Below are 21,420 nucleotides of genomic sequence, written 5' to 3'. Positions count from 1 at the left end.
AGCACATGGCGCTCAACGTATTGGGGGCAGTGGCGGGGATGCTTTTGAGTGTGCTGGCCGGGCCGGCAGTGGCCCTGACTCAGGACATCACGGCGGTGTTTACGCCTGATCCGGCCAACCCGTTGAGAAACGAGTTCGTTAACACCACACCGGAGAGCGGTATATGCCCTTGGCACATCCCTGCACGGTGTAAGCAACTGAACATTTTCACCATTCGCACCGCGTTCTTCGCACACTCCAAGGGGCCTATTTACCCCAACCCGAAAGATCCTCGGCAAGGCGCGATGTGGAAAGTACCTTCCGAATGGCGGGAATTAAGCGTCACCCACACCCGCACGGGTGAAGTGTCCACAGTGCAAATGCGTATCGCCGGTATCGGCCATCGATGGGACGTGCGCCCAGGGGTGAGTTATTGGGCGTTGCCTGGCATTCCCTGGGATGCTCAATGGCGCAATGCGCCCAGACCCTGCGAAAGCACCGGTTACATTGCCGCGGCCGTTAACTTTGCACTGTTCTTTTGGCTGGTGCCGGAAGGTGCAGGTGTTTGCAGCCGTCAACCCGGACTAATGCTTGATGCGTTGCAATACAGCAATATCGAATACGCCTACGCGTTGAAAACGCCCAACCCGCTGAGCATGTCGTCCGGGCAATACACCGGCAGTATCAAATACAGCATCGGTCCGGGTGGGGACTTCGATTTTGGCGACAACATGGTCGCAACCGATGACGTGTTCATCTTCAACTTCACCCTCGATGTACAACACTCACTGAAGGTCGAAGTACCGCCCGGCGGCAACCACGTCGAACTGGTCCCTCAAGGTGGCTGGCAGGCCTGGCTGCAACGCAATCGCCGCCCGGAACGCCTGTTCCGCGACCAGACCTTCAACCTTTCGGCTTCCAGCCGTTTCAAGATGCAGCTCGAATGCCAGTACAGCGGCGGTGGCAATACCTGCCTGCTGTATGAGCCGAAATCCGGAGACTCCGTGCCCCTGAACATCAGCGTCAGCCTGCCAACCGGGATGACCGATGCGCTCGGGCAGTCTGTCAGTCGCCGCCCTTTATTGCGCGATGGCAGCGGCACTGAGTTGTTTCAGCCGGGTTTCTATGTCGATCGAAAACCAGCCGCCCTGCACTTCGAAATAGCCGGCCCGGACGTCGAGCAGATGCTGACCGGGTCCGCCAAAACCTATGCGGGCGACGTCACGGTGATCTGGGATTCGGAGCTTTGAACAATAACGCCGCCGCTGTTTGCGCAAGACTCATTTTCAAGAGGTCGAGAACGATGAAATGTTATTGGGCACTGTTCTGTGCTGTTTGCTTGCCACTGATCGCCCATGCCGGGCCTGCGATCAATGTCGGGGTGGTTTACGACTACCTCGATGGCGATAAAAGCACGTACCTGAAACGGGTATTCAACGGCGGCGACAGCACCGCATTCGTCAAGGTCAACATTCTGGAAATTATCTACGACGCCGACGGTAAACCTCGGGAAGTGGCCCTCAAACCTCACGCTGACAACCGTGCTCGCGATGGCCTGATGGCCAGCCCCGCGCGGCTGATCATTCCGGCCAACGGCATGCAGGGCACGCGATTGTTATTTATGGGGGAGCGCGAACACGAGCGATATTTCCGGGTGCGTTTTGTACCGGTGGTGCCTGAGAAGGAGGACGCGTTCGCGGTCTCTGCCGAAGAGCGTGATCAATATGAAAAAACCCTATCGGCCGGGGTCAACGTGTTGGCCGGTTACGGCACGATCTTTTTCGTGCGGCCCAAAGACACCCGCTACAGCACCCAGATCGACGACACGACCGGCCAGTACGCGTTGCGCAACAACGGCAATACCGTGGTGGTGGTCGATGAGTTCAAGGACTGCTCCGTCAGCAATGAAAACGATTGCCATCCCGTGACCAAGAACCACGTCATGCCAGGCAAAGTCTTCAGCTTCCAGAAACAGCCGGGACGTCACTACCGTTTCAGGATTGTGGAAGGCGCCACGCACAAAGTTCATGAGGTGAAGGGGTGAAGCGCTCTCTGACGCTGGTGTGGAATGTCTTGGCGCTAGGGGCGCTGGTGCTGGTCAGTTGTTCGGTGATGGCGATCCGTGAAGAGCAGACGTTTCACGTGTCGGTGACGATCCCCACCAACGAGTTTTACGTGCTGCCCGTCGACCCGGCGTTTCTGGAACGAGAACAAGCCCTGGCCTGGAACACAGTGACCGGCGAACTCAGCCCGTTACGTGCATTTTTCGACGTGAAAAATGCCAGTGGCAGTGTCTCGGCACGATTGGTGGATGACCCGTTTCTGTTCAACGGTCGTGAGCGTATCGACCTGCAAGTGCGTTTCAACGGTCACCTGCTGTCGTTGCTCGACACCTCGGTAGTCGATGAGCAACAAGCCCGAGTCGGTCAGCGGGTACGCTTGGAGATCGCGGCGGTGAAACCCGCCGAAGGCTATATTCCGGGGCAGTATTACGGCACCGCGCACCTGATGTTTGATGCGGTAAACCCCTGAGCGTTGGCGCGGGGTTAGCGGGGTCTACCTTGTGTGATGCCGCGCCGCGCAGGTTCAGTCCGTCGCCGGCTTCAGGGCACTGGCTTGACACAGCGTTTGACTGCCGGGTTGCAGATAGGGCGACAAAATCGGTGCCATGCCCTTGAGCACCTGCACTGGCAGGGCCGAGGTGAATTTGAAGTTCTCCGCCGAGCGCCCCGGTACGAACGCGGTCAGGGTGCCGAAGTGACGGTCACCGATGTAGAACACAAATGTCGCCGTGCGGTTGATCGATTTGGAGCTGAGCACCCGTCCCCCGGCACCGATGGCTTCAATGCGGTTGTCGCCGGTGCCCGTCTTGCCGCCCATGGCCAGTGGCGCGCCGTTGGCCAGTTTGAAACTGCCGGCCACGCGTTTCGCGGTGCCGGCATCCACCACCTGCGACAACGCCTCGCGCATGGCCGCGGCAACCTCGGAGGGCATCACTCGTTTGCCGACGTTCGGGTCGTTGATCAGTTGGGTTTCATACGGGGTGTTGGCGGCAAAATGCAGGCTGTCGATGCGCAGCGTCGGCATGCGCACGCCATCGTTGAGAATCGTGCCAATCAGCTCCGCGAGGGCGGCGGGACGGTCGCCGGAACTGCCGATCGCCGTGGCCAATGACGGCACCAAGTGATCGAACGGATAGCCGACTTGCTGCCAGCGCTGGTGAATATCAAGGAACGCTTCGATCTCCAGCATCGTGCGGATACGGCTGTCACGCGCGCTCTTGTGCCGGCTCTTGAACAGCCAGCTATAAACCTCCTGACGTTCGAACTCACTGGCTTTGACACTCTGGCTGAACGTGGCCTGCGGGTTATTCAGCAGATAACCCATCAGCCACAGGTCCAGCGGATGGACCTTGGCAATGAAGCCTTGATCCGGCAGGTCGTATCTACCGGGACCGTAGCTTTGATAGAGCTTGTCGAGGCGTTCGTCGGTAAGTTTTTCGCCGCTCTTGAGGCTTTTCAGGTGGGCCCGCACAAAGCTGTTAAAGCTTGCCTGGCTAGCGTTCGGCAGCAGATAACGATGCACGGCGGCCATGCGAATCGGCGTCGGGTGCATGCCGTCGAGGAATGTATCGAGCCGCTCCTGGGTGTCCTTTTTCTGGTACTTCTTCCAAAACCGCAGCAGGAAGGACGTGCCTTCGCGGTCAGCGAACTGAGCCAGATATTCCTGACGCCGTGGGTCACTGTCGTCTTTGAGCAGTTGGGCGCTGCTGTCGGGACCGGAGTAGGTGCTGTAGCGCACCAGGTCGCGCATCAGTCGAATGAACGGCAGGTTGATCGATTCGCGCAGGGCATCGCGCAGGCTCGGCATGCGACCGTTGTCTTCGTTGCGAAAGTTATGAAAGTGGTGCAAGCCGCCGCCGGTAAAAAATGCCTCGCCGGGGTTGGCCGAGTATTTACGGTCCAGGGCTGCGCCGAGCATTTTCGGGAGGCTGCGGTCGGTGTTCTGCATCAGGTAATCGACGGCCCAGCGGCTTAGGACGTCCTGGCCAGGGACGTCGGTTTTCTTCAACTCAGCGACGGTTTTGGCGCCGTATTGATCGTGCAGCTCGGAGACGATCTGCAAGTAGGTGGTCAGCACGCGCATCTTCGCGGTGGAGCCCAGTTCCAGTTTGCTGCCTTCGTTGATGTCAAAAGGCTGGTCGGTGCTGTCGGTCTGCACCCGCACGCGCGAACCGTCCGGGGTCAGCTCGAACAGGGTGAAGCTGTAGCTGACCTGGGGGGTGCTGCTGGGGGTGAGCAGGCGTTCGCCGAGCAGACCGATCTGCCCGGCAAATACCGGGTCGGCCAAGTGTTTCAGGTAGTCGGTGGCTTTGCTCTGCAAGTCGCCCTGCAAGGTGCTGGTGGCCGACAGGTCGAGGCGGTCGAGATCATACAGCGGACGGTTGAGTAGGGCGGCCAGTCGGCTACGAGCGACGCTGATGCCTTTGTTGGTTTCAATCGGCTGGATCGTCGGCTGGGTTAGCCAGTCGCGGTAAGTCACTTGACTGGCCAGGGCGGCGGCAGCCAGAGACGCATCAATGACGTTGTTCTGGGCGAGCAGGCGAATGTGACTGTCGGTGAGTTCGGCCAGCTCCTGGTGGCCCTTGCTCAGGTAATAGGAAGGCCGACGCTGGGCAATCATCAGCGACAGCATTTCACGCAGTGCCAGGCCTTTTTCCGCCAAGGCTTTGGGGTCGCTGGCGTTGCTGGACAGGCGTTCATTGGCCTTGTTGAAATCGACGCCATACCAGACCCGCAAGCCTTCGGCCATGCCGTGGACTTCACCGTGGCCCGGGACTGCCGACAGGGGCACGCTGTTGAGGTAATCACGTACCACATTTTGCCGCGCCTGCAACGTTTGCGGGCCAGCCTGATAGGCGCGCACGCTGGCCGATATCATCTGCCGGATTTTTTCCGCGCCCGATACCGTCAAGCCCTCGGGGGAGTGCCGATATTTTTCAAGCTGAGTCGCCAGGGTGCTACCCCCCGCGGATTGCCCCGGCAGGTGCAGCAACTTGGCCACTTGAGACCAGGCGGCCATGCCGAATCGCGGCCAGTCCACGGCGGGGTTGGCTAAGGGCTGCTGAGGGTCGAGCAGAAAGCGGTTTTCGATAAACAGCAGGCTGCTGACCACCACTGGCGGTATCGACTCGAAGCTTGAATAAAGTTGTTGCGGGTAGTTGAACTGATACAGCGGTGCGGCTGTGCAATCGGTGATCGAGAGTCCCGCCTGGATTTTTTCCGCATAGGGCACGAACAAGCCCTTATTGCTGTAACTCATCAGCGCGGGGGAGAAGCGGGTCTGCGCGGCAATGATGTAGTCGCGCTTGAGCAGGCGCGGTAAAAATTCGCCCATGGCGCTGTAACCCAGACGCCGGTCGAACGGACCGGCACCGGGGTAGCGAATGGCATCGCTGGGTCCCGGTTGGAGGTCGTAGCGCAGGGATGCGGCAAACTTGCTGACTTCGCGGGATTGGAATTTCGAGGTGCGCATTTCCCGTGAGGCAGCCAGGCCGACGGCGATCAGGATGATCAGCAGCAGCAACCAGAATGCTTTCCAGCCGTGCCGGTAACGGTGTTTTTTTGCAGGTAAAGGCGCTTCATCCACACGCTCAGTCGGAACCACCGGTTTGTTCGATTCGGTTTGCCACAGAGCGCCCATGGTCGATTGATCCATTCACGCAGATTGATCGGACTTGTCTGAAGCTTAGACGGTGGTTGGCGAAGGGGGAAAAATTGTGGATCGGCAAATTGCTTGATTGCGGGGCTGGCGGTTACCGCGGGCCAAGGGCACTTCGCGGCAACGCCATCGGCATCAGAACCTGCCTAAGAGGCTGTCGCGATGTGCGAGGGGTGAGTCAGCCGCTTGTTGAGGTCTAGCCAGGCGCCCAGCAATGCCATCAACCCGACTCCCGCCAGCGCGGTGAATATTTGCATGGCGAAGACATCGTCGGACAGGGCGTTGACCATGTCCGCCAAGGGGGCGAGCAATACGCCTAAACAGAACACCTCCAGCGAATAGCGCCCCATGCGGCAGCTTTGCTGAGCGAGCCAGTTTTGTGTCCACCCCCTGTCGGGTAACAGTTTGGCGGTGACATAAGCCAATGCCAGGAAGTGCAGCAAACGCACTGGCGACAGGTCTGTCTTGCTGATCGGGTACAACAGGTTGCTCAGGCTGGAGGGCATCACGGCGTCATGCAGTGGCGGCCAGCGCCAAGAGACCGTAATCAGGGCGGTGGTCACTACGTACACCGCTGCACTGACAAACAACGGTTGTCGTAGCAGAGGGCGCGTGGAAGGCCGCCGTGGTGGTTGCCCGTGAATCGCCGCCGCACCACCGAGCACAAACAGTAACTGCCAGGTGACAGGGTTGAAGTACCAAACGCCGTCGCCGATGGCGGCGAGGTTCCAGCCAAGCCTCGGCGCGAGCAAGTACACCGTCAACGAGATCGCCACCACCGCCCAGGCTTTGCGCACCAGCAACGGTAGCACCAGCGGCAGGCCCGCCAGCAGCACAATGTACAGCGGCAACGGGTCCATCAGGTTTGGTTTGAAGCGCAATAACAACTCATCGACCAGGGCTTGCTGGGGATTGCTGACGAAATGTTGCAGGCCCATTTCCTCCACCAGGTCGCGCGTTTCCACATAGCTGTTGGCGAAGAACACGATGCCCATCAGCATCGCCAGTAGAAAAATATGCACCACGTAGAGCAGCCACGTGCGGCGCAGGATTTTCACACAGGCGATCAGGTATCCGTCGCGCTGAAGGACTTTGCCGTAGGCGAGGACTGCTGCATAACCGGCTAGAAATACGAAGATTTCCGCTGCATCGCTGAAGCCAACGTTGCGCAGGGTAATTTGACCCAGAGGGTTGTGGGGCACGTGATCCCAGAAAATAAAGATCAGCGCCAGGCCACGGAAAAAGTCGATCCGGTGATCGCGTTCGGACGTCATGACAGCGGGCTCTTGAGCGAGTGTTCAATAAGAAGGGACAGCGAGGTGAAGGTTACCGCTGCAAATCAGCGGCGCGCAGGGTGCCGTGGTTGAGCGCCAATTGCAAAGTCGGGATATTTACGGGATGTCTCGGGGGACTGCCGGGCTATGCCGTCTGTCGAAAAGTCGGTGATATACGCCTCGCGCCGGGATGAAAGCTTCACGGGTTGAATAGCCGTCACCCAAAGGGGCACATGCATGAATGGCTCGACAGAGAACTCGTAGGCCGTGGGGTCTGGCTGTTTTTTGTGTTCGCAACATTTGCCTACGTCCTGCCGCTGATCCTCGCCGACTGTTCCTACATCGATGACAACGGGCGTTCGCTGGCCGCCGGCATGGGATGGGATGGGATGGGCGGACGTCACGCAGTTGTTTTACAACGCAATGATCTTCAGCGACGCGGCGTGGAACATCTTTGCGTTACCGCTGTTGATCGCCACGCCAGCCATGCTGGAAAAAGTCATGCTGTCCTTCGCCTACGGTCGGGTGCTGATGGTGCAAAAGACCTTCGCCAACGGCGCACGGTATCCCCTGAGCTACGACATTGCTTCGCGCCAGGCACTGCGCGATGCCAAACGTATTTGATAGGGGATGACGGTTTTATCGTCATGAAGGAGCCGACGCCGATCACTCCACTTCACTGGTAAATCACCACCGTCCGTCTGGAGGCCAGGCTACCCTGTCACTTCTGACAGTAGACGGCACCGGCTCATGAATTTAGTTTGAAAGGCCCTGAAACCGCGATGTAACAAGAAGCGGGCATGAACGCCTTTTGGAAAGGATTCTCCAGTTACACGGTCGTCGGGGTGGCCAATACGATTATTCATTGGCAGGTATTTTTTCTACTCACTACCGCCGCTGAATTCAGTCAGGCCGCCAGCAACTTTTCGGCGTTTTGTGTTGCTGCCTCGTTTTCGTTTTATGTGAATGCGCTCTACACCTTCGATAGCAAAGTGTCGCTGTACGGTTATCTATTGTTCATTGGGTTTATGGGCGTCATGAGCTACGGCGTCGGGCACATGGCTGATGAGTGGCGACTGCATGGATTAGTCACAGTCACCTCGTTTTCGTTATTGAGCCTGGTGTGCGGACTCCTCTATTTGAAGTTCTTTGTGTTTCGTGGTGAAGAAACATGACGCGCTCATTTCTTTCCCGGCACTCAGGTGCAGAAAGTACGGGTTGGCTGTTGATCATTCTGCTGGCGGCCATGGTGCGTTTTCATAATATTAATCTTCCGTACTTCTGGACCGATGAAGCCTTTTCCGCGCTGGTGAGCGTGCTATCGCCGCAAGCGATCTGGTTTCACATGGGTCGCGACGTACATCCCCCCCTTTATTTTCTGATGTTGCATGTATGGATTGCCGTTTTTGGCGACAGCGTCTTTGCGATCCGTGCGATGAGTGCCGTGGCGGGTGTGGCAACGGTGGCGGTGGGGATGTGGTTGATGCGGCTGATCAGCACGCTGAAAACGGCGTTGCTCGCCGGTCTTTTGATTGCGCTGTTGCCGATCTCCGTTCGTTACAGCCAAGAAGCACGGATGTACACGCTGGAGACTCTCTGGTTATTGGGCGCCACGATTGCGCTGGTGTATTGGGTGAAAACTCCGCGCAATCGATACCTGGTGGCCTATGGGTTGTTGATGACGGCCGCTCTGTATACCCACTACCTGGCGATTTTATGTGCACTGTCTCACTTTCTGTATCTGGTGATATTGCGGTTTAAACGGGACGAAACCCTGCATTACCTGACGCGACCGATGCTGTGGGTAGCCTATGCAGCGATCTCTATTCTCTACTTGCCGTGGCTGATCAGCCTGGTGGATGAGGTTTTTGTCCATGCCCAGCAGTTAAAGATGGGCGGCGATATTTTCTGGATTCCGGGGCTGACGCTTTACACCTTGCCTTCATCCATCTGGAGGTTTTTAACCTTGCGCAGCAACGAGGAGTTGCCCGCGACGTTTTACCTGTTGCTTCCGATTCTGGTGGCGGCGGCGGCAGTCTGGGTGGCGATCAAGGAAGACGATCGGGGGAAGTTCGGTTTTCTATTAATGATTTACACGTTTGCCCCGGTATTGGCCGTTGCCTTGATCTCGTTCAAGTTCCCGATATTTATTGAGCGCTACATGGCTTTTGCCGCAATGGGCATCCCCATGATATTGGCCCTTGCTATCGCGAGAGTGGCGCAACGACATTTGGTGCTGGCCTTCATTTGCGTGGGTGTGCTGGTGAGTCTTCAGTGCGCGGGGCTGGCCACTCTTTATCAGCAGCGTGATGACCTGGACGATCCACGTAACGAAGCAAGCCATCCGCTGGACGACATGGTGGCGCGAATCAACGAGAGCGCCATTGCGGGTGACAGTATCGTCGTGGCTGACGGCTATTGGTGGTTGACCGTGGCGTATTACAGTCGCGCCGGGATTTATCCCTTGCTGTATGGACCGCCGTGGGATGACACCACCAACAACCGTCCTAATGGTTATGGTGCCTCCACCTTGATCTATCAGGATCGCGACAAGGTCTTTTTCGAAGACCTTGGTCAGTTGCCGACAAGTGTAAATCGGGTATGGTGGATAACCACCACGGCCCAGGGGAATGAAAAAACCCGGTTTCCGGCGAATTGGAAATGTTTGTTTGTTGAGGAAGCCGGGGATATGGAGTTGCGGCTTTATGCGGTTGGGGCTTTTTCAACGGATCCAGGACTTGGGTGTTCAACGTATTGAGTTTTGAAGAATGCAGCTCAAAAAAAAATGAACTGCTATAGCGCAATTTGCGCCGGCGCCGGTGAAGAAGCTTCGATGCTTAACCGTGACCGTCCGTCTTAATAAGACCCCACCTGTAATTTCTGACAGTAGACCCGATGGATACATGGTTTTAGTTTGACGGTTACTGAGAAACCGGCTCGACAAGAACTGTGAATGAAACGCTCTTGGAAAAGATTCGTCAGCTACCCCATCGCAGCAGTTGTTGGACCGGAGACGACATGAACAGAGAACTGACACCTCGAGACGTACAGTTTTTTTTCTCATCGCTGTTTTTGTGCATGTTTTTCCATTGATTCTGGCGGACTATCTTTACATAGATGACGTTTGGCGGGCGCAGTATGCTGGTACGGAATGGAAAACCAGTGGCCGGATACTAACGGAGTGGCTGTACCAAGCGCTGTTCCTTACCCGAGGAGCGCCCAACCTATTTCCATTGCCTCTGCTTCTTTCGGCTGTTGTCATGTCATTCGCGCTTAGGGAAGGTCTGAAGTACCCACCGATTGTTGATGCCCTCACTACTTGAGGCTCAAAAAATCATAAGTCGGCGAAAATCAGACCTTTCTTGTCCTTAATCCACGGTTCTTTCCTCTAATTGCACTGTTTCAGGGCAATTGGCCCTCATTACAGACGCACCTCGCCCATACCCATCAACCGTTTTCGCACCATCCACAAGTTCGACAAAGCGAACAACGTTGTCTGCTGCGCGATGTTTTTAGACAAACCACGAAAGCGCACTTTCGTATAACCAAACTGGCGCTTGATCACGCGAAACGGATGCTCAACCTTGGCCCGCACCTGCGCTTTCGCGTATTCGATCTTGCGTCGCATCCGCACGATCAGACGCTTTTTTGAGTGCTTTTTATAGCTGCTTGGTCGGGCGGCAATCGACCAGATCATCTTGCGATCCTGATGCTCGGGACGTTTGTCCACGCCGGTGTAACCGGCGTCGCCACACACGTAAGTTTCCTCACCGTGCAGCAACTGATCGACCTGCGTTACGTCCGCCACATTGGCCGCCGTGCCCACCAGGCTATGCACCAAGCCGGATTCGGCATCGACGCCGATGTGCGCTTTCATACCAAAAAAATACTGATTCCCTTTCTTGGTTTGGTGCATTTCGGGATCGCGTTTACTGTCCTTGTTCTTGGTCGAACTCGGCGCGTGAATGATCGTCGCATCGACCACCGTGCCGTGACGCAACAGCAGGCCACGGTCGCCCAAATAGCCATTGATCACCTGCAAAATCCCACCGGCCAGCTCATGCTTCTCCAGCAGTCGGCGGAAATTGAGGATCGTGGTTTCATCGGGAATCCGATCCAGATTCAAGCCCGCGAACTGGCGCAGAATCGTCGTTTCATATAGTGATTCTTCCATCGCCGGATCGCTGTAGCCGAACCAGTTCTGCATCAAATGAACGCGCAACATGACCATCAACGGATACGCCGCACGGCCCCCTTCGCCCTTTGGATAATGCGGCTCGGTCAAAGTAACCAAGCCCTTCCAGGGCACGACCTGATCCATCTCGATCAGGAAGCGCTCGCGGCGGGTCTGCTTACGTTTGCCAGCGTACTCGGCATCGGCGAAGGACATCTGTTCCATCGGGACTCAACCGTCGTGTTCGTGTCAGGCGGGTATTTCACCAGATTTGGAAGTCTTCTTCAGAGTTTCCTTAGGTATAAGGCATTGCCGAAAATAGCGGCGCCATGCCCGATAGGGGCCGGCGCCACAAGCTTTATCAAGCAGCCACCCCTTCACTCGGCTCAAAACTATCCGCCCGTGCCATCTGCCACATCCGCGAGTAAAACTCGCCGTCCACTTCCCCGGTGAGCAATTCCCCAGGCTTTAAAAACACATGCAACTGCGAAAACAACTTGATCTCGGTCGCCGACATGCGCCGTACCAGATGCTTGGCCGACAACTGCGAAGGATGCTCCAACCCCGCTGCCGCCAGCATTTCGGCCAGGGCCTTGAGCGTATTGCGGTGGAAGTTGAATACGCGTTGCGCCTTGTCCGGCACCACCAGCGCACGTTGGCGCAGGGTGTCCTGGGTGGCGACGCCGGTCGGGCATTTGTTGGTGTGGCAGCTTTGCGACTGGATGCAGCCGATGGCGAACATGAAGCCGCGTGCCGAGTTGGCCCAGTCGGCACCGATGGCCAGGACGCTGGCGATGTCGAAGGCACTGACGATTTTACCGCTGGCGCCCAGTTTTATTTTGTCCCGCAGGTTCAGGCCTACCAAGGTGTTGTGTACGAACAGCAACCCTTCGCGCATCGGCACGCCAATGTGATCGGTAAACTCCACCGGCGCGGCGCCGGTGCCGCCCTCTTTGCCGTCGACGACGATAAAGTCCGGGAGGATGCCGGTTTCCAGCATGGCCTTGGCGATGCCCATGAACTCCCACGGGTGACCGAGGCAGAACTTGAATCCCACTGGTTTTCCGCCGGACAGTTCACGCAGTTGCTGGATGAAGTGCATCAGTTCAATCGGCGTCGAAAACGCGCTATGGCGGGATGGCGAGACGCAGTCCTCGCCCATCGGGATGCCCCGGGTTTCGGCGATCTCTTTGGTGACTTTGTGCTTGGGCAGGATTCCGCCGTGGCCGGGTTTGGCGCCTTGCGACATCTTGATTTCGATCATCCGCACTTGCGGTGTCTGCGCTTGGGCGGCGAAGCGTTGCGGGTCGAAGTGGCCGTCGGCGGTGCGACAGCCGAAGTAGCCGCTGCCCAGTTCCCAGGTCAGGTCACCACCGTTTTCCCGGTGATAGGCGCTGATGCTGCCCTCGCCGGTGTCGTGGGCGAAGTTACCGAGCTTGGCCCCCTGATTCAACGCGCGGATGGCATTGGCGCTGAGCGAGCCGAAGCTCATGGCCGAGATGTTGAAGACTGAGGCCGAGTAGGGCTGTGTGCATTGCGGACCGCCGACCATGACCCGGAAACTGCTCGGGTCAGTCAACGGTGCTGGGCGCATGGAGTGGCCAATGAATTCGAAACCCGATTGATACACGTCGATCAACGTGCCGAACGGTTTGTCTGCGCTTTCGTTTTTGGCGCGTGAGTACACCAGCGAACGCTGGGCCCGGGAGAAGGGCAGGGCGTCGCTGTCGGATTCGAGCAGGTACTGACGGATTTCCGGGCGAATGCCTTCCACCAGGTAACGGATGTTGCCCAGGATCGGGTAATTACGGCGCACTGCGTGAGGGCTTTGCAGCAGGTCGAAAATACCAATCAGGCTCAGCACGCCCGTGACGGCGGTAAACGGCCAGAGCCAGTCGTGTTGCAGAAAGGGCAGGCTGGCGAGGGTGAAGATTACGCAGACGGCAAAGAAGGCGTAGCGGCTCAGGAGGGACAGGCTCATACGGTTTCCTTGGGTTCGGACTCGGTTGTTTGCAACACGTGGATCACATGGATGCGCCAATCCCACGGAAAAGCGCTCCAGTGGTGCGTCAGGCATTCTGCGCCTGCAGGAATATCGAAAACAGCTCGGACTGGGATTTGATCCCCAGTTTGCTGTACATGTGTTTCTTATGGACTTTCACGGTTTCGACGGAGATTTCCAGCTTGCGGGCGATTTCTTTACTGGAGCAACCGCTGAGCATCAATCGCCCGACATCCAGTTCCCGGGCGGTCAACTGCGCGCCTTTGAGTTGCTGCACCGAGGCTTCCAGCTGTACCCGCCAATCAACTTGGGGTGGCGCCGGGGCCAGGGCCACGACTTCATTGATTTCATAGGGCAGGCGTTGGCGCAACAGGCCAAGCACCCACGGCTGGATCAGCGACAGCAAGGCAATCTGCTGACCACTGAAACGCTGCTTGCTGCCCAGGGACAGGCACAGCGTGCGGTCGCCTTCGAGCTGGCAATTGAACTGGATTTCGTCGGCCACCACATTCAGACGAAAGTAGCGCTGGTAATACTCGGTCAGCTCAAAGTGCTCCGGCGCCACCTCCGACAGGCGATACAACCCGGTGCGCGACTGCTCGCGGCAGGCGATGTAGAACGGGTCGAGCAGGTACAAGCCGCGCAGGTAATCCTGGAACAACTGGTCGGGGCTGCCGTCCTCTCCGGGGCATTCGGCGAACACCAACGGGTGTTGATCGGCGCTGAAAAGCAGCGCCACCCAGCTGTCGAAGGTCACGTACTGATCCAGCAGCCGCACAAGCTGCGTCCAGAAGTTCGGCTTGTCGAGGGCGTCGATCAGTTGCCCGACCGAACGGTGCCAGGCGATGTCATCCAGCGAGAGTGTCATGCGTCTACCCCTATCGGGTTACCCCAGCCGCGTAATTCCCTGGCCGGTTGCTTGCTGCGCATACTGGTGCACAGACACCGACCGGGCAATCTTTCTGCATCCCCGGCGCTCATAACAAGGAATACCCATGAAGGTCGAACTCGCCCAATTGGCGGGCCGTGACAACGACACGGCTTACAACCTCGAACGCGCCCTGGCGGCGATTGCTGCCTGCGCCGCCGACACGCAGTTGATCATGTTTCCCGAAGGCCACTTGATGGGCTTTGCCTCGGAAGAGACCGTGGCCCAGGTCGCCGAAGCGCTGGACGGCCCGACTGTCAGCGCGGTGATCGATGCGGCCCGTGAGCGCAACGTCGCGGTGGTCGTCGGCATGGCCGAGAACGATAACGGCCGCTTCTATAACACCACGCTGCTGATCACCCCCGAAGGCGTTGCCCTGCGTTATCGCAAGACGCATTTGTGGGCCTCGGACCGTGGCGTTTACGAGCCGGGTGATCGTTACGCGACGTGCCTGTGGAACGGCGTGCGGGTCGGCCTGCTGATTTGCTACGACATCGAATTCCCCGAGACCGCCCGCGCCCTGGCGCAACTGGGGGCGGAATTGCTGCTGGTGACCAACGGCAACATGGACCCTTACGGCCCGACACACCGCACCGCAATCATGGCCCGCGCCCAGGAAAACCAGGCGTTCGCGCTGATGGTCAACCGGGTGGAAGAGGGCGACGGCGGGTTGTTGTTTGCCGGTGGCAGTGCGCTGGTCGATCCGCTAGGCACGCTGCTGTTCGAAGCCGGGCGCGAGGCGGGGCAGTTTGCGGTTGAGCTGGATCTTAATCAACTGACGGCGGCGCGCCAGGATTATCGCTACCTGGATGATCAGCGGCTGAAGTTACCGGGGGAGATTGTTGAGCACACCGATGGACTGCGGGAGTTACTGATTCCAGGGAAGTAAGTTGACCGATCGTTCCCACGCGGAGCGTGGGAACGATCATTGCGCCGAACTCGGCTCTGCCATAAATCTAATAAATTCGGAGTAGTCGCTCATGGCTCGTTTACAACGCACCCTGTCATTGGGTTCGGTGGTGCTGTTCGGCATCGCCTACATGACGCCGATCATTGTGCTCGGCACCTTTGGCATCCTCGCTCAATCCACCGCCGGCATGGTCCCGGCCGCTTACCTGGCGGCGCTGGTGGCGATGTTTTTCACCGCCATGAGCTACGGGCGCATGGCCGCCGCGTTCCCGGTGGCCGGCTCGGCCTACAGCTATGTGCGCAAAGCCATCAGCCCGAAACTCGGCTTTATCGCCGGTTGGGCGGTGTTGCTTGATTACCTGTTCCTGCCGATGGCGATCTGGCTGATCGGCGCGGCGTACCTCAACTCCGCGTTCCCGGCGGTGCCGCAGTGGATCTGGGTGCTGGCGTTTATCGGCATCACCAGCGCGATCAACATCGTCGGCCTGAAACTGGCCAACGGCATCAACGCCTTGCTGATGCTGGTGCAAGCGCTGGTGCTGATTGCCTTCGTCGTGCTGTGTATCCATTACATCGGCGGCGATGCGAGCACGCCGCTGTGGACGATCAAACCGTTCTTCAACGGCGACATGCAAATGCCGCTGATCATGAGCGGCGCGGCCATCGCCTGTTATTCGTTCCTGGGCTTTGACGCGGTCAGCACCCTGACTGAGGAAACCCGCGACCCACGCCGCACCATCCCCCGGGCGATCATGCTGATTACCTTGATTGGCGGTTTGATTTTTGTCGGTGTGTCGTACTTCGTGCAGATCGCCCATCCGGCGTTCCAGTTCGAGAACGTTGACTCGGCGGCTTATGAGATTGCCCGCAACATCGGTGGCGATCTGTTCGTGTCGATCTTCCTGATTGGCCTGATCGTCGGCCAGTTCGCCTCGGGTCTGTCGGCCCAGGCCAGTGGTTCGCGGTTGCTGTTCGCCATGGGCCGCGACGGGGTGTTGCCCAAGTCGTTCTTCGGCACCTTGCATGAGAAATACGGGACCCCGGTCAACAGCATTTTGCTGTGCGCGGCGGTGGCTTTGCTGGCGCTGAAACTGGACGTGACCACCTCGACGTCGTTCATCAACTTCGGCGCGTTCCTGGCGTTCAGCCTGGTGAACCTGTCGGTGATCTTCCATTACTGGATCGGCGGCGAGAAAAAAGGCCCGCGTGAACTGGTGCTGTTCCTGGTGTTCCCGTTCATTGGCCTGGTCGCCGACCTGTGGCTGATGGTCAGCCTCGATCACCTGGCGATTTACCTGGGCCTGAGCTGGCTGGCGATTGGTGTGGTGTACCTGGCCGTATTGACCGGCGGCTTCCGCCGTCAGCCACCAGAAATGGATTTCCAGGAAGCCACCTGACGCACACACCCCTGTAGGAGCACGCTTCGCTCCTACAGGGGTATAGGGAGATAGACGATCTGCTTCGTTTGGGAGTACGCCGCCGACCTTATGATGAACGGGTCTTTATTCTTCAAGGTCATCTAGAAGTCAGAGAGCTTGGGTTCTCTTCCTTTTGTACGTGTCATTTCTCAATTGAGGTGTCGACTGGCTTGATCGCGCCTTGGCTGTTTTGTTTGGCTTCAGGCAAGTCGTTGATGCAGTAGTTGACGTAATAAAAACTAAAAAACAACGTGCAGACCCAGTTCATCAGCAGCTCGAAGTCGTGTTCATTCTGCGTATATTCCCTCAACGCATCGCGTGCACGGAAGCACCAGACAAGCCCCAAGATGGTCGAAGTCAGCAGCATGATGCTGCCCAACATCACGATATCCTGAGTGCCCAAGTCCACTAAAAGTCCGCCTATCCCCATCAGTGCCAAGTAACTGATGAAAAAACTCGAACTGACGATTTTGATTTTGGTGACCTCTTCTATAGCGGTGCCGGTTCGATACATCCACACAATCAGATAAAGACCGGCGGTGAGGATGACCAATAAGAAGAGATTAAGTGTCGTGAGGTTGTTTTTGTCTTTGAGCGAAGAGATGTCGAACATGCCGGTTTTCCATTGAGGGCTGAGCTGCCAAGCGACCGCTGTACTGCGGTGCTGGCACGCTATCAAACTCACGCGTGGGAAATTTCCGGGAATGTAAGTGGTTTAGTCTCTTTGTATGTTTCGTTGCAAAACAGGGCCACAGTTTCGGCGACGTGACGTCAGTTGTGTCCGCAAACCAGGGCGGATCGCTCAGAGGGCCAGTTTGGTCTGGCGCACTGGCAGTTCGACTCTGAACGTGGTCCCCACCCCGACCTCGCTGCGCACCGAAATATTGCCGTGGTGTTTTTTTACAATTCCGTAGGACAGTGACAAGCCTAGCCCCGTCCCTTGGCCAACGGGTTTGGTGGTGAAAAACGGATCGAATATTTTCTGCAAACTCTGCGCTTCAATGCCCGAACCGGTGTCTGCCACCTCAATCCACACCGTTTCACCGTCAAGCCCGGTTCGCAGAGTGATGATGCCCCTCTGTGGCCCCATCGCCTGAGAGGCGTTGACGATGAGGTTCATGATGACCTGGTTGAGTTGCGACGGCAGGCACTCGATTTCGGGTAGCGCTTGGTATTCCTTCACGACGTCGGCCGTGTACTTGAGTTCGCTGGCGACGATGTTCAGGGTCGATTCGATGCCCTGATGCAGATTGGCCCACTGCCATTGCTGGTTAGAGTCCACCCTGGAGAAGTCTTTCAAATCCTTGACGATCTGCCCGACCCGGCTGATGCCGTCCTTGGATTCCTTGATCAGCAGTGGAATGTCTTCGCGCAGAAACTCCAGTTCGACCCGTTCACGCAATTGCCTCAGACGTTCGATGACGTCTGTTGAAACAATGGCTTCTTCGGCCTCTCGATAGGCATCGAGCATCTCCTGTAATTGTTTGAAATAGCCGTCCAGGGTGCCGAGGTTTGAGGAAAGGAAGCCGATGGGGTTGTTGATTTCATGGGCGACGCCGGCCGCCAGTTGCCCCAGTGAAGCGAGTTTTTCCGATTGCACCAACTGGCTTTCCAGTTGTTTGCGCTCGTCGATTTCCCGTTGCAACTCGACGCTGGCTTCCTTGAACTGCCGGGTCCGGCGTTCGACCATTTGCCCCAAATGATCGACCTGCACGCTGGCCCGCTCGGTCATGTCCCATTTGGTCAGCAGGGTATTGGCCATCTGCTGGACTTCGATGTTGTCGAACGGCTTTTTCAGGATCAGCAGTCGGTCATGGGCTTGCAAACGGTCCAACAGTTCATCCCACGAATAGTCGGAATAGGCGGTACACACCACCACTTGCAGGCGCGGGTCTTGCTGCCACAGGTGTTCGATGGTTTGCGCGCCGTCCCAGCCGTCGGGCATGCGCATATCGACGAAAGCCATGGCATAAGGGCGGTGTTCCATGAGTGCCTGCTTAAGTTTGCCCAGGCCCTCCTGGCCGCCGTAGGCCGAGTCCAGTTCGAACAGTGCGCTGGCAGACTTCATGTCGGCGCCGAATAAGGCCGCTTCCATCACATCCAGCTCCGCATGTTGCACCGGGGGCGGGGTGAGGATTTTACGAAAATCCTCATGTATGGACGGCGTGTCGTCGATCAACAGAATGCGTCGGTTCGAAGGTTTGCTCATGCGTCACCTGCCACGGTTTTCAGGGGGATTTGCAAGATGAACTGTGCGCCTTTGCCCGGTCCGTCACTGTGGGCAGTGAGGTGGCCATTCATCTCGATGGCGGCCAGCGCGCAGCTATGCAAACCGAAGCCGTGGCCTTCCTGGCGGGTGGTAAAACCGTGGGCAAAAATGCGTGTCATGTTTTCCTCGGGAATGCCTTCGCCGTCATCCTTGACGCTGATTTGCAGGAGCGTGTCGTCGACAATTTTCACCCCCAGGGTCATCTGTCGCGCACGGTCGCTGAGGTCGGACATGGCGTATTTGGCGTTGCTGATCAGGTTGATCAGAATCAGCAGCAGCCGATGCTTGTCGCCCATCACTTGCGGTACGTCGTCGTACTCCTTGACCACCGTGACATGGTGGCGTGTCAGGGCACCGGAGTTCATGCGCAAAGCGTCCTCCAGCAGTTCACTGATGCGTAGCGGCTCCATCAGGCTGTTAGCTCCCGCGTAGGACTGCTGAGTGGCAACGATGTCCTTGATGTGGTCCACGCTTTTGGTCAGTTGGGCCAGTTCATCGGTCATGCCCTGTTGTTCGAGGTCGATGGCGGCCACCAGTTGGTTAAGGTAGCCGGGGAGCAATTTGCCTTTTTCGTCTTCGGTCAGAAAGCGCCCCAGATCGGTCGGATGTTCGTTGATCAATTGCATCGCCTTGCCCAGACCAAGGGCTTTGCTGCTGCGCAGTTTGCGGGTGATCAAGTCGGCGGAGATGTTCACGCTGTTAAGGACGTTGCCGACGTTGTGCAGCACGTTGGTGGCGATCTCAGCCATGCCGGCCTGGCGCGCGGTGTCGAGCAGTTCACTCTGCGTGTCCTTGAGTTCCCGGGTGCGTTCTTCGACCCGCCGCTCAAGGTCATCATTGGCGGTTTGCAGCGCTTTGTTGACGCGATTGATTTCGGTGAAACTGCGCATCAGCCTGATCGCCAGGTACAGCAGCACCAAGACCAGCAGTGCCGAGAACACCAGCATGTAGAAGTGGTATCGCTGATCGACCGCGTCGGCCTGTTGCTGATCCTGATTCAACAGGTGAGTGATGTCGTCGAGGCGTTCGGCCACGGCGATGGCTTCAATGTTTTCCAGCAGTCGATTGACGATCGGTTGTTCACGCGCAATCAGCGCGATATGGCTGCTCAGAAGATCGATGGGGCCATGGAACTGCTCCGGCAGCCGCAGTTTGTTGACCCCCAGTTTGTTCAACCCGACCAGGATGTCGGCGGCTTTGTCGTCAGACGTGACTTGGGCAAACTCTAGGCTACTGAGCAGCAAGTCATAGGTGTCGGTGGCGATGTTTTGCAATTGCAGTTTGTCGCCATCCACCTGTCGAGCCAGAGGTTGCTGAATGTCGTCCTCGGCGCTGGGCAAAAACGCCAGTGAGTTGCGCAGCACCGCGTTGTGGGATTTGAACTGTTCCACCAATCGGGTCTTTTCCTCGATGGCCGCCAGGTAGGCGTCACGGCTGCGTTTCCAGGCGGGAGAGTCGTTGCGGCCCTGGCTCAATTGCATGCTGTCGAAACGCTCCCACATTTGCGTCATCTCGGTCAGGGGCGTGACCAGTGGATCATAGTTGTGGTTGATGGCGATCCTGGCCTTGAGAATCTCGGTTTCCCATTGCGCGTTGAGCTGTTTTATCTGGCCAATCAAGTCCCGCGATTCGGCGTAGGTCGAGGTCTGGTCAGAACTCGATTTTAGGTACAGAAACAGCAGGGTAGAGGCCAGGATCAGGGCCGCGAGACTGAGCAGTGCCATGCTCCGGCGTGGTGACATTTTCATAGCGGCTTGCCTTCCCATTCTCCGGTCAGGGTCTTGAGGAATTTAACGATCAGCGCCTTGTCGTCGGCTGAAGGCATGCGTCCGAGCTGGAACTTGAACATCACGTCCACCGCTTCTTCGAGGGTGTTCGCCGAGGCGTCATGGAAGTACGGCGCGGTCACGGCAACGTTGCGCAGGCTCGGGACTTTGAACACATTGCGATCCTCTTCGTCTCGGGTCACCAGATAGCGTCCCAGGTCGCTTTCAGTGAGGTTGCCCCGCGCCTTGAAATAGTCGCCCATGACGCCGAACTTCTGGAACATGTTGCCGCCGATGTTCACCCCTTGATGGCAAGAGATACAGCCGTAGTCCTTGAATCGCTGGTAACCGTATTTTTCATCGGTCGAGAGAATATCGGTGTCGCCCAGTAGGTATTGATCAAAGCGCGAGTGGCTGCTGAGCAGCGTGCGCTCGTAAGTGGCCAGGGCATTTTGCACATTGCCCACGGTGACGCCGTCCGAGTAGGCCTTGGCGAATGCCGCGTGATAGGTCGGGTCGGCGCTCAGTGTCTGCACCACGTGTTCCCAGTTGCTGCCCATTTCGTTGGGGCTTTGCACCACTTCGTGGACTTGCGCTTCCAGGGTACTGGCCCGGCCATTCCAGAATTGCCGGAAGTTCAGGCTCGCGTTGAACACACTCGGGGTGTTGATGGCGACCGGCTGGCCGTTGAAGCCGATGGAAAAGGCCTTGTTGTCGGCGCCACCGCTGTCCAGTCGATGGCAACTGGCGCAGGCCAGGCTGTTGTTGACCGATAAGCGAGGTTCATTGAATAACCGGCGACCGAGCTCAACCCGCTGAGGGTCCTGCTGAGGCACTGCCGGCAACGGCTTGAGCGGTTCGTCCAGCGGCGCGGCACCAGTGGTCAGGCTGACGGTCAATACACAGAGTGAGAGCAAGAAGGCACGGTAAGGCAACATCGCAAATATCCTTGGCGTTTGACCTGGGTGTTGTTGCGCGAG

16 protein-coding genes and 1 pseudogene are annotated in these 21,420 nt (G+C 57.6%); 8 read left to right on the top strand and 9 right to left on the bottom strand.

Annotated elements, in window-relative coordinates:
• Positions 1-5 precede the first annotated feature (5 nt).
• From RHM68_RS19975 to RHM68_RS19965, 3 genes are read left to right on the top strand one after another with little or no spacing between them, the layout of a single operon-like run.
• Complete coding sequence (locus tag RHM68_RS19975; RefSeq protein ID WP_322218252.1) at positions 6-1,229, top strand: hypothetical protein; 1,224 nt, start codon at positions 6-8, stop codon at positions 1,227-1,229.
• Between the two features lie 53 nt (positions 1,230-1,282).
• Positions 1,283-2,023: a molecular chaperone gene (locus RHM68_RS19970; protein WP_322218250.1), complete on the top strand. Its 741-nt coding sequence runs from the start codon at positions 1,283-1,285 to the stop codon at positions 2,021-2,023.
• The gene (locus tag RHM68_RS19965) at positions 2,020-2,511 is read left to right on the top strand and encodes a CS1 type fimbrial major subunit (RefSeq protein WP_322218248.1); all 492 of its coding nucleotides are present in this window, start codon (positions 2,020-2,022) and stop codon (positions 2,509-2,511) included. The genes RHM68_RS19970 and RHM68_RS19965 overlap by 4 nt, the downstream gene beginning before the upstream one ends.
• Positions 2,512-2,565: 54 nt before the next feature.
• Here the strand turns inward: RHM68_RS19965 and RHM68_RS19960 are convergent, their stop codons facing one another.
• Both RHM68_RS19960 and RHM68_RS19955 read right to left on the bottom strand, forming a co-directional pair.
• Entirely contained in the window at positions 2,566-5,682 is a 3,117-nt protein-coding gene (locus RHM68_RS19960) for a transglycosylase domain-containing protein (RefSeq protein WP_322218245.1), read from the bottom strand.
• Between the two features lie 164 nt (positions 5,683-5,846).
• Complete coding sequence (locus RHM68_RS19955; RefSeq protein ID WP_322218243.1) at positions 5,847-6,974, bottom strand: OpgC domain-containing protein; 1,128 nt, start codon at positions 6,972-6,974, stop codon at positions 5,847-5,849.
• Positions 6,975-7,207: 233 nt separating this feature from the next.
• Here RHM68_RS19955 and RHM68_RS19950 point away from each other — a divergent pair.
• The 3 genes and pseudogenes from RHM68_RS19950 to RHM68_RS19940 form a co-directional block, all read left to right on the top strand.
• Positions 7,208-7,463, top strand: a pseudogene (locus RHM68_RS19950) (hypothetical protein); the annotation flags it as partial.
• Positions 7,464-7,774: 311 nt separating this feature from the next.
• Positions 7,775-8,149 (top strand): GtrA family protein, encoded by a 375-nt coding sequence (locus tag RHM68_RS19945; RefSeq protein WP_322218239.1) that lies wholly within the window; start codon positions 7,775-7,777, stop codon positions 8,147-8,149.
• On the top strand, positions 8,146-9,732 hold the full coding sequence (locus RHM68_RS19940; protein ID WP_322218236.1) for a glycosyltransferase family 39 protein: 1,587 nt from the start codon (positions 8,146-8,148) through the stop codon (positions 9,730-9,732). Before RHM68_RS19945 ends, RHM68_RS19940 begins: the two co-directional genes overlap by 4 nt.
• A gap of 663 nt (positions 9,733-10,395) precedes the next feature.
• Here the strand turns inward: RHM68_RS19940 and RHM68_RS19935 are convergent.
• The 3 genes from RHM68_RS19935 to RHM68_RS19925 form a co-directional block, all read right to left on the bottom strand.
• Positions 10,396-11,373: an IS5 family transposase gene (locus tag RHM68_RS19935; RefSeq protein ID WP_322218233.1), complete on the bottom strand. Its 978-nt coding sequence runs from the start codon at positions 11,371-11,373 to the stop codon at positions 10,396-10,398.
• A 136-nt stretch (positions 11,374-11,509) separates the two neighbouring features.
• Positions 11,510-13,129, bottom strand: coding sequence for an FMN-binding glutamate synthase family protein (locus RHM68_RS19930; protein ID WP_322218230.1), 1,620 nt, complete (start codon positions 13,127-13,129; stop codon positions 11,510-11,512).
• Between the two features lie 88 nt (positions 13,130-13,217).
• Entirely contained in the window at positions 13,218-14,018 is an 801-nt protein-coding gene (locus RHM68_RS19925; protein WP_201256382.1) for a helix-turn-helix transcriptional regulator, read from the bottom strand.
• 127 nt (positions 14,019-14,145) lie between these two features.
• Here RHM68_RS19925 and RHM68_RS19920 point away from each other — a divergent pair, with 127 nt between their 5' ends.
• Together RHM68_RS19920 and RHM68_RS19915 are read left to right on the top strand one after the other, a co-directional pair.
• Positions 14,146-14,967 (top strand): carbon-nitrogen hydrolase family protein, encoded by an 822-nt coding sequence (locus tag RHM68_RS19920; protein WP_322218225.1) that lies wholly within the window; start codon positions 14,146-14,148, stop codon positions 14,965-14,967.
• 91 nt (positions 14,968-15,058) lie between these two features.
• The gene (locus RHM68_RS19915) at positions 15,059-16,384 is read left to right on the top strand and encodes an APC family permease (RefSeq protein ID WP_322218224.1); all 1,326 of its coding nucleotides are present in this window, start codon (positions 15,059-15,061) and stop codon (positions 16,382-16,384) included.
• Between the two features lie 163 nt (positions 16,385-16,547).
• Here RHM68_RS19915 and RHM68_RS19910 read toward each other — a convergent pair whose 3' ends face one another.
• The 4 genes from RHM68_RS19910 to RHM68_RS19895 all read right to left on the bottom strand — a co-directional run bounded on the left by RHM68_RS19910 (position 16,548) and on the right by RHM68_RS19895 (position 21,378).
• The gene (locus RHM68_RS19910) at positions 16,548-17,018 is read right to left on the bottom strand and encodes a DUF4234 domain-containing protein (RefSeq protein WP_322218221.1); all 471 of its coding nucleotides are present in this window, start codon (positions 17,016-17,018) and stop codon (positions 16,548-16,550) included.
• Between the two features lie 189 nt (positions 17,019-17,207).
• A complete protein-coding gene (locus tag RHM68_RS19905; protein WP_322218218.1) occupies positions 17,208-18,614 on the bottom strand; it encodes an ATP-binding protein in 1,407 nt (468 codons plus the stop codon).
• Complete coding sequence (locus tag RHM68_RS19900) at positions 18,611-20,422, bottom strand: DAHL domain-containing protein (protein ID WP_322218215.1); 1,812 nt, start codon at positions 20,420-20,422, stop codon at positions 18,611-18,613. Before RHM68_RS19900 ends, RHM68_RS19905 begins: the two co-directional genes overlap by 4 nt.
• On the bottom strand, positions 20,419-21,378 hold the full coding sequence (locus RHM68_RS19895; RefSeq protein WP_322218211.1) for a cytochrome-c peroxidase: 960 nt from the start codon (positions 21,376-21,378) through the stop codon (positions 20,419-20,421). Before RHM68_RS19895 ends, RHM68_RS19900 begins: the two co-directional genes overlap by 4 nt.
• Positions 21,379-21,420 lie beyond the last annotated feature (42 nt).

Origin of the sequence: Pseudomonas sp. DC1.2 (genome assembly GCF_034351645.1) — a bacterium.
In the GTDB taxonomy this organism is placed as follows: Bacteria; Pseudomonadota; Gammaproteobacteria; order Pseudomonadales; family Pseudomonadaceae; genus Aquipseudomonas.
The sequence above is the reverse complement of the archived record's forward strand: the minus strand, read 5'-3'. Positions and strand labels throughout refer to the sequence as shown.

Excerpts from the sequence above, each read along its gene's own strand:
- RHM68_RS19975 (WP_322218252.1), top strand. The coding sequence starts at position 6 with ATGGCGCTCAACGTATTGGGGGCAGTGGCGGGGATGCTTTTGAGTGTG.
- RHM68_RS19970 (WP_322218250.1), top strand. The coding sequence starts at position 1,283 with ATGAAATGTTATTGGGCACTGTTCTGTGCTGTTTGCTTGCCACTGATC.
- RHM68_RS19960 (WP_322218245.1), bottom strand. The coding sequence starts at position 5,682 with ATGGGCGCTCTGTGGCAAACCGAATCGAACAAACCGGTGGTTCCGACT.
- RHM68_RS19955 (WP_322218243.1), bottom strand. The coding sequence starts at position 6,974 with ATGACGTCCGAACGCGATCACCGGATCGACTTTTTCCGTGGCCTGGCG.
- RHM68_RS19945 (WP_322218239.1), top strand. The coding sequence starts at position 7,775 with ATGAACGCCTTTTGGAAAGGATTCTCCAGTTACACGGTCGTCGGGGTG.
- RHM68_RS19940 (WP_322218236.1), top strand. The coding sequence starts at position 8,146 with ATGACGCGCTCATTTCTTTCCCGGCACTCAGGTGCAGAAAGTACGGGT.
- RHM68_RS19935 (WP_322218233.1), bottom strand. The coding sequence starts at position 11,373 with ATGGAACAGATGTCCTTCGCCGATGCCGAGTACGCTGGCAAACGTAAG.
- RHM68_RS19930 (WP_322218230.1), bottom strand. The coding sequence starts at position 13,129 with ATGAGCCTGTCCCTCCTGAGCCGCTACGCCTTCTTTGCCGTCTGCGTA.
- RHM68_RS19925 (WP_201256382.1), bottom strand. The coding sequence starts at position 14,018 with ATGACACTCTCGCTGGATGACATCGCCTGGCACCGTTCGGTCGGGCAA.
- RHM68_RS19920 (WP_322218225.1), top strand. The coding sequence starts at position 14,146 with ATGAAGGTCGAACTCGCCCAATTGGCGGGCCGTGACAACGACACGGCT.
- RHM68_RS19915 (WP_322218224.1), top strand. The coding sequence starts at position 15,059 with ATGGCTCGTTTACAACGCACCCTGTCATTGGGTTCGGTGGTGCTGTTC.
- RHM68_RS19910 (WP_322218221.1), bottom strand. The coding sequence starts at position 17,018 with ATGTTCGACATCTCTTCGCTCAAAGACAAAAACAACCTCACGACACTT.
- RHM68_RS19905 (WP_322218218.1), bottom strand. The coding sequence starts at position 18,614 with ATGAGCAAACCTTCGAACCGACGCATTCTGTTGATCGACGACACGCCG.
- RHM68_RS19900 (WP_322218215.1), bottom strand. The coding sequence starts at position 20,422 with ATGAAAATGTCACCACGCCGGAGCATGGCACTGCTCAGTCTCGCGGCC.
- RHM68_RS19895 (WP_322218211.1), bottom strand. The coding sequence starts at position 21,378 with ATGTTGCCTTACCGTGCCTTCTTGCTCTCACTCTGTGTATTGACCGTC.